The following is a 15076-nucleotide window of genomic DNA, read 5'->3' as shown; positions in this document are numbered from 1 at the left end:
GAGCGCCGTGCATGAGCGCCGTCATGACGTTCGCCGCCGCGCGGCCCGCCAGCATGCAAAAAACCGTCTCCGCCTGGCGGGTTCTGTCGTGCCTGGCCCTGTGGCTGGCCGCTCTGGCGTGGGCGCGTTGGCTGACGCTGCCCGACGAAGGGCGCTATGCCGGCGTGGCTTGGGAGATGCTGCGTAGCCGCTCTCCCATGGTGCCGCTGTTGGACGGGATGCCGTATTTCCACAAGCCGCCACTGTATTACTGGTTGGCGCAGGCCAGCTATGCGTTGTTCGGCGTGAACGAGTTCAGCGCACGCATCCCGTCGTTGATCGGCGCCTGGAGCGCCGGCGCGGGGCTCTATGCCTTTGTCTCGCGCTACCGGAACGCGGCGCAGGCGCGCTGGGCCGTGGCCATCCTGGGGCTGACGCCTTTGTTTTTCGGGGCGGCGCAATTCGCCAATATGGACATGCTGGTCGCCAGCATGATCACGTTATGCGTGCTGGCCGCTGCCGACACGGCGTTGCGGCGAGGGCAGGGGCGGCCGTTTCGTGCGATGTCAGTCGCCACTGGCGTCCTGGCGGCGCTGGCCGTGCTGGCCAAGGGATTGATCGGCCTGGCGCTGCCCGGCGCCATCGTGCTGGCCTGGTTGCTGCTGCGGCGGGATTGGCGCGGCATGCGCGCGCTGCTTTGGGTGCCGGCCTTGCTGGCGTTCGCGGCCGTGGCGGTGCCGTGGTTCTGGTTGATGCAGGTAAAGTTTCCGGGCTTTTTCCACTATTTCTTTGTCTATCAGCACTTTGAACGTTTCGCGCAGAGCGGCTTCAATAATGCGCAGCCGGTGTGGTTCTATGTTCCGATCATGGTTGGGTTGGCGCTGCCGTGGACGGTCTGGGGCGTGTCGCTCTTGGCGCCCGCATTCTGGCGCGAAGCCGATCCGCAGGGCTTGCGCCGATTGATGGCGATCTGGATCGCGGTGGTGGTGGTGTTCTTCTCCATCCCGCAGTCCAAGCTGATCGGCTATGTGCTGCCGGTATTTCCCCCGCTGGCGCTGCTGCTCAGCGAACGTATCGCGCCAGCCTGGGCGGCGGGCAGGCGTCGGGGCGTTGCCATCGCGGTGGGCGTGGCGGCTGTCGTTTGCGTGGGCGCGGTCATTGTGGCATCGACCAACCCGCGCGGCAGCGCCGGCCCGGCCATGCAGGAATTGCGCGGCGAAATGCGGCCGCAAGACGGGCAGGTCGCCTTGCATGCGCTGCCGTTCGACCTGGGCTTCTACACCCACGCCTTGGCGCCCGCCTGGATCGTCGACAACTGGCAAGACCCCGAGATTCCCACCCGGGATAACTGGCGCAAAGAGTTGTACGACGCGGCGCAGTTCGATCCCGTCGCGGGCAAGCGGGTGCTGGTCGACAACGCTGATTTGACCGCCCGCCTGTGCGCGTCGGCCGACGGCGCGCGCTTCTGGATATGGGGCCGGGACGACGATGCCTCACGCTACCCCGCCATCACCGGCGTTCCCGCGCGCATCGCCGGCGAAACGCGCGCGGTGTGGCGTCTTGATATCGATGTGGCGTTCCGTCAGCGGATGTGCGCGGGCCCGCCCGCTGACGGTCAGCCGCCGCGCTGACCGCTGAGCCATGAAAAAAAGCCGGCAGCCTGGAAGGGCTGCCGGCTTTTTCTTCGCGCGGGCGGCGAGCAGCCGCCCGGCGATGAAGGGCTTAGCCGATGGAGGCCAGCACCTGATTCAGCGTGGCGCTGGGGCGCATGGCTTGGCTGGCCTTCGATTCGTTCGGCTGGTAGTAGCCGCCGATGTCGACCGGCTTGCCTTGGGCCGCCTTCAGTTCTTCAACGATCTTGCCTTCGCTTTCGGCAAGCGCGCCAGCGGCGCCGGCGAACTGGGCTGCCAGTGCGCGGTCGTCGGTTTGCGCGGCCACGGCCTGTGCCCAATACATGGCCAGGTAGAAGTGGCTGCCGCGGTTGTCCAGGCCGCCGACCTTGCGGTCGGGCGACTTGTTCTCGTCCAGGAACTTGGCGGTTGCCTGATCCAGCGTCTTGGCCAGGATCTGGGCGGTCGGGTTCTTGTACGCGCGGCCCAGGTGGTCCAGGGATTCGGCCAAGGCCATGAATTCGCCCAGCGAATCCCAGCGCAGGAAGCCTTCTTCCAGGAACTGCTGCACGTGCTTCGGCGCCGAACCGCCCGCGCCCGTTTCGAACAGGCCGCCGCCGGCGACCAGCGGAACGATCGACAGCATCTTGGCGCTGGTGCCCAGTTCCATGATGGGGAACAAGTCGGTCAGGTAGTCGCGCAGCACGTTGCCGGTGACCGAGATCGTGTCCAGGCCTTCGCGGATGCGCTTGACCGAGAACTTGGTGGCTTCAACCGGATCCAGGATGCGCAGGTCCAGGCCGCTGGTGTCGTGGTCGTTCAGGTACTGCTTGACCTTCGCGATGACCTGGGCGTCGTGGGCGCGCTTTTCGTCCAGCCAGAAGACGGCGGGCGTCTTGCTGGCCCGGGCGCGGGCGACGGCCAGCTTGACCCAATCCTGGATCGCGGCGTCCTTGGTCTGGCACATGCGCCAGAGGTCGCCGGCTTCCACGGCTTGTTCCAGCAGGACCTTGCCCGACGCATCGGTGACGCGCACGGTGCCCGATGCCGGGACGACGAAGGTCTTGTTGTGCGAACCGTATTCTTCGGCGGCTTGCGCCATCAGGCCGACGTTGGGCACGCTGCCCATCGTGACCGGATTGAAGGCGCCATTTTTCTTGCAGTCGTCGATGACGGCCTGGTAGACGCCGGCGTAGCTGCGGTCGGGGATGACGGCCTTGGTGTCTTGCAGGTGGCCTTCGGCATTCCACATCTTGCCCGAGTCGCGGATCATGGCGGGCATGGACGCGTCGACGATGACGTCGCTGGGCACGTGCAGATTGGTGATGCCGCGGTCGGAATTCACCATGGCCAATTGCGGCAGCGTCTTGTAGGCGGCGTCGATGTCGGCGGTGATCGCGGCTTGCTGGTCAGCGGGCAGCGATTGGATCTTGGCGTACAGGTCGCCAATACCGTTGTTGGCGTCGAAGCCGGCTTGCTTGAGCACGGCGGCGTGCTTGGCCAGCACGTCCTTGTAGAACACGGACACGACGTGGCCGAAGATGACGGGGTCGGAGACCTTCATCATCGTGGCCTTCAGGTGTACCGAGAACAGCACGCCGGTGGCCTTGGCGTCGTCGATCTGGGCTTGCAGGAAGGACTTCAGCTTGGCGGTCGACAGCACGGCGGCGTCGATGATTTCGCCGGCCTTGACCGGGGTCTTTTCCTTCAGCACGGTCTTGGTGCCGTCGGCGGCGGTCAGTTCGATCTTGACGTCGCCGGCTTCGGCGATCAGCGCCGATTTTTCGGTGCCGTAGAAATCGCCTTCGGACATGTGGGCCACATGCGACTTCGAATCGGCCGACCACGCGCCCATCTTGTGCGGGTGCTTGCGGGCGTAGTTCTTGACCGACAGCGGCGCGCGGCGGTCGGAGTTGCCTTCGCGCAGGACCGGATTCACGGCGCTGCCCTTGACCTTGTCGTAGCGCGCTTTCACGTCGCGTTCGGTGTCGTTGGCAGGGGCGTCCGGATAGTCGGGCAGCTTGTAGCCTTGTTCCTGCAGTTCCTTGATGGCCGCCTTCAGTTGGGGCATCGAGGCGCTGATGTTCGGCAGCTTGATGATGTTGGCTTCCGGCTTGACGGCCAGCGCGCCCAGCTCGGCCAGTGCATCCGAGAGCTTCTGGCTGTCTTCGAGATAATCCGGGAAGAGGGCGATGATGCGGCCGGCCAGGGAGATGTCGCGCGTCTCGACCGTGATGCCCGCGGGCTTGGCGAAAGCCTGGACGATGGGAAGCAGCGAACGGGTTGCAAGCGCCGGAGCTTCATCGGTGAGGGTATAGATAATCTTCGGAGTAAGAGACATGATCCTTGAATCTGTTCGGCTGAGGCGCTTTGGGCGCAAACCCGAACATGCTAAGCGGCATACGCCGGTAGATGTTATCGAGAGTGGGTTCGTATGGGCAGACGCGGATCAATGACCCGGATCGGCCCAAATCGGCAGGAGCCCGCCCTTTATTTGATGGCCGGTTGTCCGGCGCATTCCGAGAGGTGCGACTGCCACGAACCGAACATTGTAATACCGCGATACCGCCAACGCGCATGGAAATAGCCGCCAAAGTCTGTCTTATGGGCTCGATATCGCAGCAATACGGCCTCGATATGGCGGGATGGCCGAATTTCAGCAACGGACCCCGCCCGGGCATGGCGCCCGTATTTGACAAAGCGGCGCGCCGGGCGCAAGCTTTGGTCCATGACTTCCCGCGCCGTCCGCATTTCGCTGATTATTACCATCATTCCTGGAATGGTGGGTTAGCGCGCGACCGCAGTCAGTCACAGCCACCCGCCCCACGAGGCGGGTTTTTTGTGGCCGCCTCTGCAGGGCAAAACCCCACCGCAGAGAACCCCATGTCCGCTTGCTCCTCCGCCGCTGTCCCTGTCGACACCCCCGCCGACAGTCCAGACGACACCCCGAACGACACCCCGAACAACCCCCGCACGTTCCAGGACGGCAATGCCTCGCCCATGGAATACCTGCGCCAGATCCTGACCGCCCGGGTGTATGACATTGCCCGCGAGACCGAGCTGGACCCCGCGCGCGGCCTGTCGGCCCGCCTGAACAACACGGTTCATCTGAAGCGGGAAGACAATCAGCCCGTTTTTTCGTTCAAGGTGCGCGGCGCCTACAACAAGATGCGCAACACGCCGCAAGCGGCGCTGGACCGCGGCGTGATCACCGCGTCGGCCGGCAACCATGCGCAGGGCGTGGCCATTTCAGCAGCGAAGCTGGGCGTGCGGGCCATTATCGTCGTGCCGCAGACGGCGCCGCAGGTCAAGGTGGACGCGGTGCGCGCGCATGGCGGCCCGACCGTCACGGTGGTGCAGGAGGGAGACTCCTACAGCGACGCCTACGCGCATGCGCAAACGCTGGCGCAACAGCAGGATCTGACCTTCATTCCCGCCTTCGACGATCCGTATGTGATCGCGGGGCAGGGCACCGTCGGCATGGAAATCCTGCGCCAGCACCGCGGCGCCTTGCATGCGATTTTCGTGCCGATCGGCGGGGGCAGCCTGGCGGCAGGCGTATCGGCGTATGTGAAGACGGTGAATCCAGAGGTAAAGGTCATTGGCGTGCAGACCGAGGATTCCTGCGCGATGGCGCAATCGATCCGGGCGGGCGAACGCGTGAATCTGCCGGAAGTGGGGCTATTTTCGGACGGGACGGCGGTCAAACTGGTGGGCGAGGAAACGTTCCGCCTGTGCCGCGAGTATCTGGACGAAGTGATCCTGGTGGACACGGACGCGGTATGCGCGGCGATCAAGGATATGTTCCTGGACACGCGCAGCGTGCTGGAGCCGGCCGGCGCGCTGGCGGTGGCGGGACTGAAGAAATACGTGGAACGCGAAGGTGCGCAGGGGCTGTCGCTGGTGGCGGTGACGTCTGGCGCCAACATGAACTTCGACCGCATGCGCTTCGTGGCCGATCGCGCAGAAGTCGGCGAAGCGCGTGAAGCCGTGTTTGCCGTGACGGTGCCCGAAGAGCGCGGCAGCTTCCGCCGCTTTTGCCGCGTGCTGGGGCCGCGCAGCGTGACCGAATTCAACTACCGCATCGCCGATGCGCGTACCGCGCATATTTTCGTCAGCATGCAGATCGCGCGCCGCGGAGAGGCCGCCGACATCATGGCCGCCCTGGAGGAACAGGGATTTTCGGTCAGCGACCTGACGAACAACGAGGTGTCCAAGCAGCACATCCGCTACATGGTGGGCGGGCGTTCGCCCTTGGCGGGCGGCGAACGCCTGTTCCGCTTCGAGTTCCCCGAACGGCCAGGCGCGCTGATGAAGTTCCTGTCGGAAATGGCGCCCAACTGGAACATCAGCCTGTTCCACTATCGCAACCAGGGTGCGGACTTCAGTTCGGCGCTGGTGGGCATCCAGGCGCCGCTGGCCGACAGCGCCGCGCTGGACGCGTTCCTGCTGCAATTGGGCTATGCGCACTTCGAAGAAACCGACAACGAGGCGTATCGGCAGTTTCTGATCTAAGCGCCACGTAGATGAGTCTGCCGCTCAGCCCCGTTTGCAATTCGGCTTGGACGGCAAGGTCACGCCGGGTTTGAACTGCAACGTGGCGCGGCCCGCCTCCTGCGCCAATTGCAGCGTGGCGGCGCGCCAGGCGGGCACGTCGTCAAACAGCACGTCGCGCTTGGTCGAAGACGGATATAGCGGATCCGGCCGATTGAATTCGATGGCGGGCAAGGCGACGCAGGTGTCCTTGACATCCAGGCGCGCCAGTTCCTGGCCAGTGGACAGGCGCACCGCACGAAATGCCAGGGGCGTGTCCACGAACTTGACCACCTCCGGCACGATCCGCATGTCGCCCTGCGCGTCCTTGATACGCGTTGCCGGTTGCACCACCACGGCGTCGCGGCCGGGCGGAATGGCCAGATAGACCACGTCGCCATCCACGTCCAGCAACTTGCCCACGCCCAGGTTCGCGGCCTTGAGCGGCGCGTGCCGGATCATCACGGTTTCGGCCCATGAGGTTTCCACGCGCGTCCAGCCGGGCAGGCGCGCGTCTTCAAAACGGGTGCCGCCGGGCTTGTCGCGGCCGGGCTGCGTGGACAGCGCCAACCGGTTCACGCGCAACGCGCCGTTGACCACTTGCAAGTGCGCCAGCGCGGGGTCGGCGCTGGAACTGGTGAAGTAGGCCAGCACGGCGTCGGTCTCCAGCGCGCGCGCATTGGCCGCACAGAAGAAGGCGCCAGCGGCCATGTTGCGCCCATCCGGGTACAACAGCTTGCCCACGTCCTTGCCGCAGAGCTTGTTGCCCTGGAACGAAATGGTGGTGCTGCGGGTGTTTTGGCGCTGGCCGGTATTCCAGTCGTGGCGGCCATTGGTGGTGATTTCGACGACGAGGCCGTGGTGGTCGTAGACCACCGAGGCGCCCGCAGGCGCGGCAAGCAAGCTTAGAAAAAACGCCATGATGCGGCTTCTCGTCATTCGGCGGGCTCCCCTGGATGGCGTGCATGATGAAACGTCACGGGGGTGACTATATACCGCCCGGGATCCCGCTCCCACAATCGCTGCCTTGAAATTAAGAATGTTATTACATTACACTTGCGGCCCGTTTGCTCCATTCTGACGCGGCCGATTTGCATTCGCCGCAGCCGCATCCATGTCATCCCAGCCTTTCGCCTCACCCGCCGCACCGGGCGCGCGCCTGCGTTCCATTGACGCCTTGCGCGGCTTGGTCATCGTCATCATGTTGCTCGACCATGTGCGCGAGACCTTCTTTTTGCATCATCAGGTCGTCGACCCGATGGATGTGTCGGCCACGGACCCCGCGCTGTACTTTTCACGTCTGCTGGCGCATCTTTGCGCACCGGTGTTTGTTTTTCTGACGGGTATGTCCGCCTGGCTGTACGGCGCCAAGGCGGGTAGCCGGGGCGCGGCAGCCGCATTCCTGGCCAAGCGCGGGCTGTTCCTTGTCCTGCTGGAAGTGCTGGTCGTGAATTTCGCGTGGACGTTCCAGTTCCCGCCGTCGGTCGTCTACCTGCAAGTGATCTGGGTGATCGGCTTGAGCATGCTTGCGCTGGCCGCCTTGCTGTGGCTGCCGCGCGCCGCGCTGGTGGTGATCGGCGTGGTGTTGGTGGCGGGGCACAACGCGCTGGACGCCGTGCACTTCGCCGAAGGCGAAATCATGCACGTGCCCTGGGCGGTGCTGCACGACAGGGGCTGGATACACCTGGGCGACGCCTTGCGTCTGCGGACGTCGTATCCCTTGCTGCCCTGGATCGGCGTGATCGCGCTGGGCTTTGCCGTGGGTCCGTGGTTCCAGGCGGGAATGCCGGCCGCCGTGCGGCAACGCCGCCTGTGGCTGGCGGGCTTCGCGGCGCTGGCCGGCTTTGCCGTGCTGCGCGCGATCAACGGCTATGGGCAGGCACAAGCGTGGGCCGTGCAGACGGATGCGCTGCATACCGTGATGAGCTTCCTGAATATCACCAAGTACCCGCCGTCGCTGATGTTCCTGCTGCTGACGCTGGGCCTTGGCATGTGCCTGCTGGTGCTGATCGAACGCGCACAGTCGGCCGCGTGGGTCGGCGTGCTATGTGTGTTCGGCGCCGCGCCGATGTTCTTCTACCTGCTGCACCTTTACGTGTTGAAGGCGCTGTACCTGGCGGGCGAGGGCGTCTGGGGCTTGAACCACGGCAAGTTCTTTGGCGTGGATCAGTTATGGGCGGTCTGGCTGATCGCGGCGCTGCTGGCGGTAGCGCTGTATTGGCCCGTGCGATGGTTCGGCCGCCTGAAGGCGGCGCGCCGCGACATCTTCTGGCTCAAATACCTGTGATGGCTAAGGGTCGGTGCCGGTGGCGTGTCAGGTGCGTGGGCGTGGCCGCCTTGTCGGCGGCGTGCGCGGCCGGGGCCCAGTCCAGCCCCCAGTCCCGCTCCGTCACGCTGTATGGCGTGGTGGACCTAAGCATGACGGGCGTGTCGACGCCGGACCGTGGCACGTCGCTCAGCATGCAGTCCGGCGTGCAGTCGGGATCGCGCTGGGGCCTGCGCGGCACCGAAGACCTGGGCAATGGCCTGCGCGCCAACTTCCAGCTGGAAAGCGGTGTTGCGGCAAACAACGGCAAATCCGCGCAGGGCGGACGGTTGTTCGGCCGGGCCGCGTGGGCGGGGGTTTCCGGGGCGTGGGGCGACCTGCGGCTGGGCCGCCAGACGTCGGTCTCCTCGGCCACGTTGGCGGACTACGACGCGTTCCTGGCGTCCTACCTGAACCTGGGCGCACAGACCGCGCTGCTGCCGTTCAACGCCAATCGGGCGGACAACACCATGGCGTTCTGGAGCCCGTCGGCGGGCGGGTGGCGCGCGGCGGCCGGCGTCAGCCTGGACTATGACGGGGGCGGCGGGTTTCAAACCGCGTCCACCAACAAGCTGTACAGCGCGGCGTTGATCTATGAACAGCCTGCCTACGCCGTCACGGTTACCTACGAGGGCGCGCGCTGGGCCAACGGTACGGCGCAGTCGGCCGCCATGGCCCGGGCGGGCGGCGCGCAGCAGCCCGATGCCTACACACTGGCGGGCCGCGCCACCCTTGGCGCGTTCACGCTGTATGCGGCCGGTTCCGTCATGCGCCATGGTTCGACGATTCCTTCCGTGCCATCGCCAGGGCAACGCGTATATTTTCCCGGCAGCACCGTGCATGGGGTGATGGCGGGCGCCACGTGGCGCATCGGCGCCGGCACGATCATGGCGTCATGGCAGGCCAGCTTGCCAGGCGGCGGCGGTTTGGCTCGCCAGGGCGCCACGCATACGCAGCAGACGTATTCGGCGGGCTACGCCTTCGACCTGTCCAAGCGCACCAACCTGTACGCCGTCTATGGCTATTTGCGTGGCGCATGGGCGGACCCGTCGTGGCACGAGTCGCAATACGCCATCGGAATCCGGCACCGGTATTGAATCGGTGCGCGGGGGGATGAAGCCACACCGGTTTAGTGCAGGATCTGGCTCAGGAACAGCTGTGTCCGCTCGTTCTGCGGGTTATCGAAGAACGCGTCCGGGTTGTTCTGTTCGATGATCTCGCCGCGGTCCATGAAGATCACGCGGTTGGCGACTTTGCGCGCGAAGCCCATTTCATGGGTCACGCAGATCATCGTCATGCCGCTTTCCTGGGCTAGCGTCACCATCACGTCCAGCACTTCCTTGACCATCTCTGGATCCAGCGCGGATGTCGGTTCGTCGAACAGCATGACCTTGGGGTTCATGCAAAGCGAGCGTGCGATGGCCACGCGCTGCTGTTGGCCGCCCGACAACTGGCCGGGAAATTTCTTGGCTTGATCCGGGATGCGCACGCGCTCCAGATACTTCATCGCGGTGGCCTCGGCTTCGGCGCGCGGCTGCTTCAGCACCCACATGGGGCCCAGCGTCAGGTTTTCCAGCACGGTCATGTGAGGGAACAGGTTGAAGTGCTGGAACACCATGCCGACCTCGCGGCGGATGGTCTCGATATGCTTCAGGTCGTTGGTCAGCTCGGTGCCGTCGACAATGATCTGCCCCTGCTGGTGCTCTTCCAGCCGGTTGATGCAGCGGATCATGGTGGACTTGCCCGAGCCCGACGGGCCGCACACCACGATGCGCTCACCGGGTGCGACGTCCAGGTTGATGTTGCGCAGCACGTGGAACTGGCCGTACCACTTGTTCACGCCCTGCAATCGGATAATGGAATCCGGCATGCTTGGTCTCCGTAAAGGGTTACCGGGTTGACGCGCCGCGTTCAACGCGCGTGCCCGGTGGCCAGCCGCTTTTCAAGCGCCTGGCTGTATTTGGACATGGAATAGCAGAAGGCGAAGTAGATCAGCGAGATAAAGAGATAAGCCTCTACCCCGAAACCCCGCCATGCGGCATCGGACAGGGCCGCCTTGGCCGCCAGCGTCAAATCGAAAATGCCGATGATCACGACCAGCGACGTGTCTTTGAACAGGCTGATGAAAATGCCGACCAGGGGCGGAATCACGATCTTCAGCGCTTGCGGCAGGATGATCTTGCGCATCTGCTGCCAGTAGTTCAGGCCCAGCGAATCGGCGCCTTCGTACTGCCCCTTGGGAATCGCCTGCAAACCGCCGCGCACCGTTTCCGCAATGTAGGCGGCGGCGAACAGGATGATGGCGATCTGCGCGCGCAGCAGCTTGTCGATGGTGAACCCTTCCGGCAGGAACAACGGCAGCATCACCGATGACATGAACAGCAGGCTGATCAGCGGCACGCCCCGGATCAGCTCGATGTACACGACGCACAACGCCTTGATGGCCGGCATTTTCGAGCGCCGGCCCAGGGCCAGCAGCACGCCGATGGGAAACGCGAAGGCAATGCCGAACGTGGCCAGGATCAGCGTCAGCGGCAGGCCGCCCCAGCGCGCATTTTCCACGTAGGTCAGGCCGAACACGCCGCCCCACATCAACAGCGCCACGGCCGTCAGGCCGACGGTCCAGATAACCGCCAGCTTTCCATTCCAGAAGCGGCGCATGCCGCTGCACGCGATCACGCCAACCAGGATCAGCGTCGCGATCAGAGGGCGCCATTGCTCGTCGAACGGATAGGTGCCGAACAGGATCAGCCTGTGCTTTTCGATGATGAACGCCCAGCAGGCGCCGCCCGCCGAAGCGCGGCACTCCATTGCGTTGGTGGCGGTGAAGTTCGCCTTCAGGAACGCCCATTCGACCAGCGCCGGCAGCGACATCAACAGGAACCACGCCAGCAGTACCGTGATCAGGATGTTCAGCGGCGACGAAAACAGGCGGGACCGTACCCAGGCCCACGCGCCCACCTGTGTGCTGGGCGGGGGCAGGGCGTCGGTGAAGGAATGCGTAGTGCTGCTCATCTCAACGCTCCACCAGCGCGATGCGCTTGTTGTACCAGTTCATGAATATCGAGATCGACAGGCTGACCGTCAGGTAGGCGCCCATGATGATGAGGATGCCCTCGATGGCTTGGCCCGTCTGGTTCAGCGTGGTGTTCACGACCGACACGATATCGGGGTAGCCGATGGCGACCGCCAGCGAACTGTTCTTCAGCAGGTTCAGGTATTGGCTGGTCATCGGCGGAATGATCACGCGCAAGGCCTGCGGCAGCACGACCAGACGCAGCACCTTGGCGCGTGGCAAGCCCAGCGAACCGGCGGCTTCCCATTGGCCGTTGTTGACCGCCTGGATGCCCGAGCGCACCACTTCGGCGATGAACGCCGAGGTGTAGACGGTCAGGCCCAGGAACAGGGCGACAAATTCCGGCGACAGGGTCAGCCCGCCGACGAAGTTGAAGCCCTTCAATGCCGGCATGTCCAGCGTCAGCGATGCGCCGCCGGCCAGCCACCCCGCGAACGGCAGGCCGATCAACAGGCCGATGGCCACGCGGCCCAACGGAAACGCGCGCCCCGTGGCTTCCTGGCGCTTGGTGCCCCAATGGCCCAGCACCAGGATTACCAGGACGGCCAGGGCCAGGCCGGCCAGCACCCAGTCCAGCGACGTGCCTTCCAGCCCGGGCACTTTCAGGCCCCGGTTGGAAATGAACACGCCCGGCAGGGGGGTGTGCGCCTGGCGCGGGCCGGGCATGTTTTCGGTGATCAGCGCATACCAGAAGAACAGTTGCAGCAAGAGCGGCACGTTGCGCATCACCTCGACGTACACCGAGGTGATTTTCTTGACGAGCCAGTTCTTCGACAGGCGGCCGATGCCGATCAAGATGCCCAGAAACGTCGCGGCGACCAGCGCCAGCAATCCCACGCGCAGCGTGTTCAGCACGCCCACGAAGATGGCGCGGCCATAGGTGTCCGCCGGGCCGTAGGCAATCACGGATTCGCCGATCGCAAAGCCCGCCTCGCGGTCCAGAAAACCGAACCCCGTGGCGATGTTGCGCATCGACAGGTTGTGCAGCGTGTTGTGCACCAGGAACCAGACGCTGGCCCCGACCAGGGTCAGGGCCAGCACCTGGTAGACCAGCGCGCGGGTGGCCGGATCGTTCCAGGAAACCCGGTGCGCGGGCCGCGGCACCGGGGATTGCGCGGTGTGCTTGGCCACGGCTTATCCCGCCATCAAGGCTTTGACGGCCGCTTCCAGGCGGTCCATGCCTTGTTCGATCACCTCGGTCGACGTTGCGAACGAAAAGCGCACGTAGGGCGACAAGCCGTAAGAGCCGCCGTCGATTACCGCTACGCCAGCCTCGCGCAGGAAGAACAGGCTGACGTCCAGGTCGGTCTTCAGTTCGCCGGCCGGGCCGGTACGTCCGATCAGGCCCTGCACGTTGGCATACACGTAGAAGGCGCCGTCGGGCATGGCGCACGAGATGCCGGGAATGGCGTTCAGGCGGCGCACGATCAGGTCGCGGCGCGCCTTGAAGATGTCGACCATTTGCGTGACGCTGGATTGGTCGCCTTCCAGCGCAGCCTGTGCCGCCACCTGCGAGATCGCGCTGGGGCAGGATGTGCTTTGCGACATGACCGTGCTCATCGCCTTGATCAGGTCGGCGGGGCCGGCGCCGTAGCCGATGCGCCAGCCAGTCATGGCATAGGACTTGGACATGCCGTTGACGATCAGCGTGCGCGGGATCAGTTGCGGTTCCACCTGCACGGGCGACGCGTGCGCCTGGCCGCTATAGCAGAAGGGCGCGTAGATCTCGTCGCTAAGAACCCATACCTGCGGGTGGCGCAGCAGCACGTCGGTCAGGGCGCGCAACTCGGCGGCGCTGTACACGGCGCCGCTGGGATTACTGGGCGAATTCAGGATCAGCCAGCGGGTCCGCGGCGTGATGGCGGCTTCCAGCGTGGCGGCGTCCAGCTTGAAGCCTTGCGATTCCGGACCGGTCACGACCACGGGCTTGCCTTCGTTCAGCAGCACCATGTCGGGATACGACACCCAGTACGGCGCGCACACAATCACTTCGTCGCCCGGTTCCAGGCTGGCCGTCAGCGCGGCGCCGATGATCTGCTTGGCGCCGGCGCCCACGGTGATCTGGTCCATGCCGTAGGACACGCCCAGGCCCAGTTGCAGGCTGTTGGCGATGGCGCGGCGCAGGCCTGCCGTGCCGTTGGGGCTGGTGTAGCGGATATCGCCGCCGGCAATGGCCTCCTGGCCGGCGCGCGCGATGTGGGCGGGCGTGGGCATGTCGGGTTCGCCAAGCGTGAAGTCGGCGATTTCACGGCCTTGGCGGCGCAGCTCATCGACCACGATCTTGGCGGCCATGCTGGGCGAAGGTTTGATTTGTTTAAGACGGGCGTTGACGATGCTGTTCATGATTAGCGCACCGGCCAGCCGTACATCAGGCCGCCTTGCGTCCATTGTTTGTTCAAGCCGCGTTCCAGCTTCAGCGGGCTGTCCTTGCCCATGGCGCGGTCATAGCTTTCACCGTAGTTGCCCACTTGCTTGATGATGTTGTAGGCCCACTTGTCATCCAGCCCCAGGTTCTTGCCCATGCCCGGCGTCACGCCCAGGATGCGCTGCACGTTGGGGTTGGTGCTCTTTAGCATGTCGTCTACGTTCTTGGACGTGATGCCGTATTCCTCGGCTTCCAGCATGGCATTCAACGACCAGCGGACCACGTTGAACCACTGCTCGTCACCCTGGCGGACCATCGGGCCCAACGGCTCCTTGGACAAGTTCTCGTCCAGGATTTCCCAGTCGTCCGGCTTGGCCAGCCGCGTGCGCATATTGGCGGCGGTGTTCGACTTGTCGTTGGTGTAGGCGTCGCAGCGACCCGACTCCAGCAGGCGGAAGTTCTCGTCGTAGTTCTCGACCAGAACCGGCTTGAAGGTCATTCCGCGGCTGCGGAAGTAGTCGGCCAGGTTCAGTTCGGTGGTGGTGCCCGGCTGCACGCAGATCGTGGCGCCGTCCAGCTCCTTCACGCTTTTCACGTTCATGGACTTCTTGACGATCAGGCCTTGCGCGTCATAGAAGTTCACACCCACGCCAATCAGGCCCAGCGTGGTGTCGCGGGTCAGCGTCTGCGTCGTGTTGCGCGACAGCATGTCGATTTCGCCCGATTGCAGCGCCGTGAACTTCGCCTGCGCCGTCAGCACATTGCCCTTCACCTTGGACGCATCGCCGAACATGGCGGCGGCCACGGCGCGGCACATGTCCACGTCCAGGCCGGTCCATTCGCCCTTGCTGTCCAGCACCGAGAAGCCGGGGATGCCGGCAAAGCCGCACTGCAGAAAGCCCTTCTTCTTGACGGCGTCGAACGTCACGCCGGCTTGGGCGCCGGACGCGGCGCACAGCAAGGTCGCCGCAACGGCGGTGCTTAGGAATTTACGCATGGAGAATTCTCCTGGGGGTCGGAAAGCGCTTGGGATAAGCGGGAAAATCGGGTCCGCCAGGTGCGCGCCGACGCACCCCGGAAGGAGCCCGGAGCAAGCGGCGCCGCGTAAGCGGACGGGGATGGAAACGGGGAAGGTTCGCGGCGAAGCCGCAAGCGACCGGAGGCCGGTCAGGTGATATGCCGATGGATGCGCGTGGCGTAGCGGTGGA

General features: G+C 64.8%; 11 protein-coding genes. 4 read left to right on the top strand and 7 right to left on the bottom strand.

Translation table 11 applies throughout. The features are described 5' to 3' along the window. Positions 1-23 precede the first annotated feature (23 nt). Positions 24-1610, top strand: coding sequence for an ArnT family glycosyltransferase (locus ACI0FO_RS05435; RefSeq protein WP_416025651.1), 1587 nt, complete (start codon positions 24-26; stop codon positions 1608-1610). Positions 1611-1701: 91 nt separating this feature from the next. Here ACI0FO_RS05435 and ACI0FO_RS05430 read toward each other — a convergent pair whose 3' ends face one another. After that, entirely contained in the window at positions 1702-3930 is a 2229-nt protein-coding gene (locus ACI0FO_RS05430) for an NADP-dependent isocitrate dehydrogenase (RefSeq protein ID WP_416024760.1), read from the bottom strand. A 542-nt stretch (positions 3931-4472) separates the two neighbouring features. Here ACI0FO_RS05430 and ilvA point away from each other — a divergent pair. Next, positions 4473-6104, top strand: a complete 1632-nt coding sequence (gene ilvA, locus ACI0FO_RS05425) for a threonine ammonia-lyase, biosynthetic (protein ID WP_416024758.1) — start codon at positions 4473-4475, stop codon at positions 6102-6104. Between the two features lie 24 nt (positions 6105-6128). On the opposite strand, the gene ACI0FO_RS05420 is transcribed toward ilvA, so the two are convergent. Next, positions 6129-7043, bottom strand: a complete 915-nt coding sequence (locus ACI0FO_RS05420) for a hypothetical protein (RefSeq protein WP_416024755.1) — start codon at positions 7041-7043, stop codon at positions 6129-6131. Positions 7044-7236: 193 nt separating this feature from the next. Between ACI0FO_RS05420 and ACI0FO_RS05415 the strand changes: the two genes are divergently transcribed. Both ACI0FO_RS05415 and ACI0FO_RS05410 read left to right on the top strand, forming a co-directional pair. Continuing rightward, positions 7237-8409 carry a DUF1624 domain-containing protein gene (locus ACI0FO_RS05415; protein ID WP_416024753.1) on the top strand — a complete coding sequence of 391 codons (1173 nt, stop codon included), beginning with the start codon at positions 7237-7239 and terminating at the stop codon, positions 8407-8409. A gap of 41 nt (positions 8410-8450) precedes the next feature. Further along, entirely contained in the window at positions 8451-9524 is a 1074-nt protein-coding gene (locus ACI0FO_RS05410) for a porin (RefSeq protein WP_416024751.1), read from the top strand. Positions 9525-9556: 32 nt separating this feature from the next. Here ACI0FO_RS05410 and ACI0FO_RS05405 read toward each other — a convergent pair whose 3' ends face one another. The 5 genes from ACI0FO_RS05405 to ACI0FO_RS05385 are packed head-to-tail and all read right to left on the bottom strand — an operon-like array spanning position 9557 to position 14865. Further along, on the bottom strand, positions 9557-10297 hold the full coding sequence (locus ACI0FO_RS05405; RefSeq protein WP_416024749.1) for an amino acid ABC transporter ATP-binding protein: 741 nt from the start codon (positions 10295-10297) through the stop codon (positions 9557-9559). 41 nt (positions 10298-10338) lie between these two features. Beyond that, positions 10339-11442, bottom strand: a complete 1104-nt coding sequence (locus tag ACI0FO_RS05400) for an amino acid ABC transporter permease (protein ID WP_416024747.1) — start codon at positions 11440-11442, stop codon at positions 10339-10341. A 1-nt stretch (position 11443) separates the two neighbouring features. Next, a complete protein-coding gene (locus tag ACI0FO_RS05395; protein WP_416025649.1) occupies positions 11444-12607 on the bottom strand; it encodes an amino acid ABC transporter permease in 1164 nt (387 codons plus the stop codon). Positions 12608-12637: 30 nt separating this feature from the next. Continuing rightward, a complete protein-coding gene (locus tag ACI0FO_RS05390) occupies positions 12638-13846 on the bottom strand; it encodes an aminotransferase class I/II-fold pyridoxal phosphate-dependent enzyme (protein WP_416024746.1) in 1209 nt (402 codons plus the stop codon). Positions 13847-13848: 2 nt separating this feature from the next. Continuing rightward, complete coding sequence (locus tag ACI0FO_RS05385) at positions 13849-14865, bottom strand: amino acid ABC transporter substrate-binding protein (RefSeq protein WP_416024744.1); 1017 nt, start codon at positions 14863-14865, stop codon at positions 13849-13851. Between the last annotated feature and the right edge of the window lie 211 nt (positions 14866-15076).

Origin of the sequence: Achromobacter marplatensis (assembly GCF_049060505.1) — a bacterium.
GTDB lineage: Bacteria > Pseudomonadota > Gammaproteobacteria > Burkholderiales > Burkholderiaceae_B > Achromobacter > Achromobacter marplatensis_A.
This window is presented reverse-complemented; position numbering and strand designations above follow the sequence as displayed.

Coding starts and splice junctions, on each gene's coding strand:
- ACI0FO_RS05430 (WP_416024760.1), bottom strand. CDS start 3,930: ATGTCTCTTACTCCGAAGATTATCTATACCCTCACCGATGAAGCTCCG.
- ilvA (WP_416024758.1), top strand. CDS start 4,473: ATGTCCGCTTGCTCCTCCGCCGCTGTCCCTGTCGACACCCCCGCCGAC.
- ACI0FO_RS05420 (WP_416024755.1), bottom strand. CDS start 7,043: ATGGCGTTTTTTCTAAGCTTGCTTGCCGCGCCTGCGGGCGCCTCGGTG.
- ACI0FO_RS05385 (WP_416024744.1), bottom strand. CDS start 14,865: ATGCGTAAATTCCTAAGCACCGCCGTTGCGGCGACCTTGCTGTGCGCC.
- ACI0FO_RS05390 (WP_416024746.1), bottom strand. CDS start 13,846: ATGAACAGCATCGTCAACGCCCGTCTTAAACAAATCAAACCTTCGCCC.
- ACI0FO_RS05435 (WP_416025651.1), top strand. CDS start 24: ATGACGTTCGCCGCCGCGCGGCCCGCCAGCATGCAAAAAACCGTCTCC.
- ACI0FO_RS05405 (WP_416024749.1), bottom strand. CDS start 10,297: ATGCCGGATTCCATTATCCGATTGCAGGGCGTGAACAAGTGGTACGGC.
- ACI0FO_RS05415 (WP_416024753.1), top strand. CDS start 7,237: ATGTCATCCCAGCCTTTCGCCTCACCCGCCGCACCGGGCGCGCGCCTG.
- ACI0FO_RS05400 (WP_416024747.1), bottom strand. CDS start 11,442: ATGAGCAGCACTACGCATTCCTTCACCGACGCCCTGCCCCCGCCCAGC.